General features: G+C 78.0%; 1 protein-coding gene and 1 pseudogene. Both read left to right on the top strand.

Annotated elements, in window-relative coordinates; all coding sequences use genetic code 11:
- Positions 1-663, top strand: a 663-nt coding sequence (rfaE2, locus tag KIK08_RS39225) for a D-glycero-beta-D-manno-heptose 1-phosphate adenylyltransferase (RefSeq protein ID WP_214408362.1), incomplete at its 5' end; no start/stop codon positions are given.
- Positions 660-976: pseudogene (locus tag KIK08_RS39230) on the top strand (D-beta-D-heptose 1-phosphate adenosyltransferase); the annotation flags it as partial. The gene rfaE2 and the pseudogene KIK08_RS39230, both read left to right, overlap by 4 nt.

Below are 976 nucleotides of genomic sequence, written 5' to 3' on the forward strand. Positions count from 1 at the left end.
TGCGGCGCGGGCGACGTGTTCGCCGCGGCCTGGACGGCGGCCAGGGCGTGCGGCGCGGACGTCGGCGAGGCGACCGCGCTGGGGCAGGCCGCCGCCGACGTGGCGGTCGGCCAGGAGGGCACCGCGGTGTGCGGCACCGGCGCGCTCACCGCCCGGCTGGCCGCGCTCGACCGCGGGCACGTGCTCAGCCACCCGGAGCTGCTGGCCGTGCTGGCCGAGCACCGCCGCGCCGGCCACCGGATCGTGTTCACCAACGGCTGCTTCGACGTGCTGCACCGCGGGCACGTCGCCTACCTGCGCCAGGCCCGGCTGCTGGGCGACCTGCTGGTGGTCGCGCTGAACAGCGACGCGAGCGTGTCCCGGCTCAAGGGCCCGACCCGCCCGATCAACCCGCTGCCCGACCGGGCGGGTGTGATCGGCGCGCTGGCCGCCGTCGACCTGGTCACCTCGTTCGACACCGACAGCCCGGTGCAGCTGCTGGAGCTGGTCCGCCCCGACGTCTACGCCAAGGGCGGCGACTACACCGCCGAGATGCTGCCCGAGACACCGGTGGTGCAGGCGCTGGGCGGGCAGGTCCGCATCCTCGACTACCTCGCCGACCACTCCACCAGCGCCATCGTCGCGCGCAGCCGGATGTCGGCGCCGGCCGGGGACCCGTCGTGACCGGCCGGGCCGGGCCGCTGGTGGTCGTCGGCGACGCCCTGCTCGACGTGGACGTGGTGGGCGAGGTCCGACGCACCTCCCCCGACGCCGGCGTGCCGGTGCTCGACGTCACCGGGGAGACGGCCCGCCCCGGCGGCGCCGGGCTGGCCGCCGTGCTGGCCGCCGCTGTCCGCCCGGTCACCCTGGTCACCGCGGTCGCCGACGACGAGCCCGCCGCGCGGCTGCGCGGGCTGCTGTCCCCGGCGCTGACCCTGGTCGCCGGGCCGGCCGCGGGCGGGACCGCGGTCAAGTGCCGCTGGCGCTGCGCGGAACG

Source organism: Pseudonocardia lacus, from assembly GCF_018531445.1.
GTDB classification, from domain to species: domain Bacteria; phylum Actinomycetota; class Actinomycetes; order Mycobacteriales; family Pseudonocardiaceae; genus Pseudonocardia; species Pseudonocardia lacus.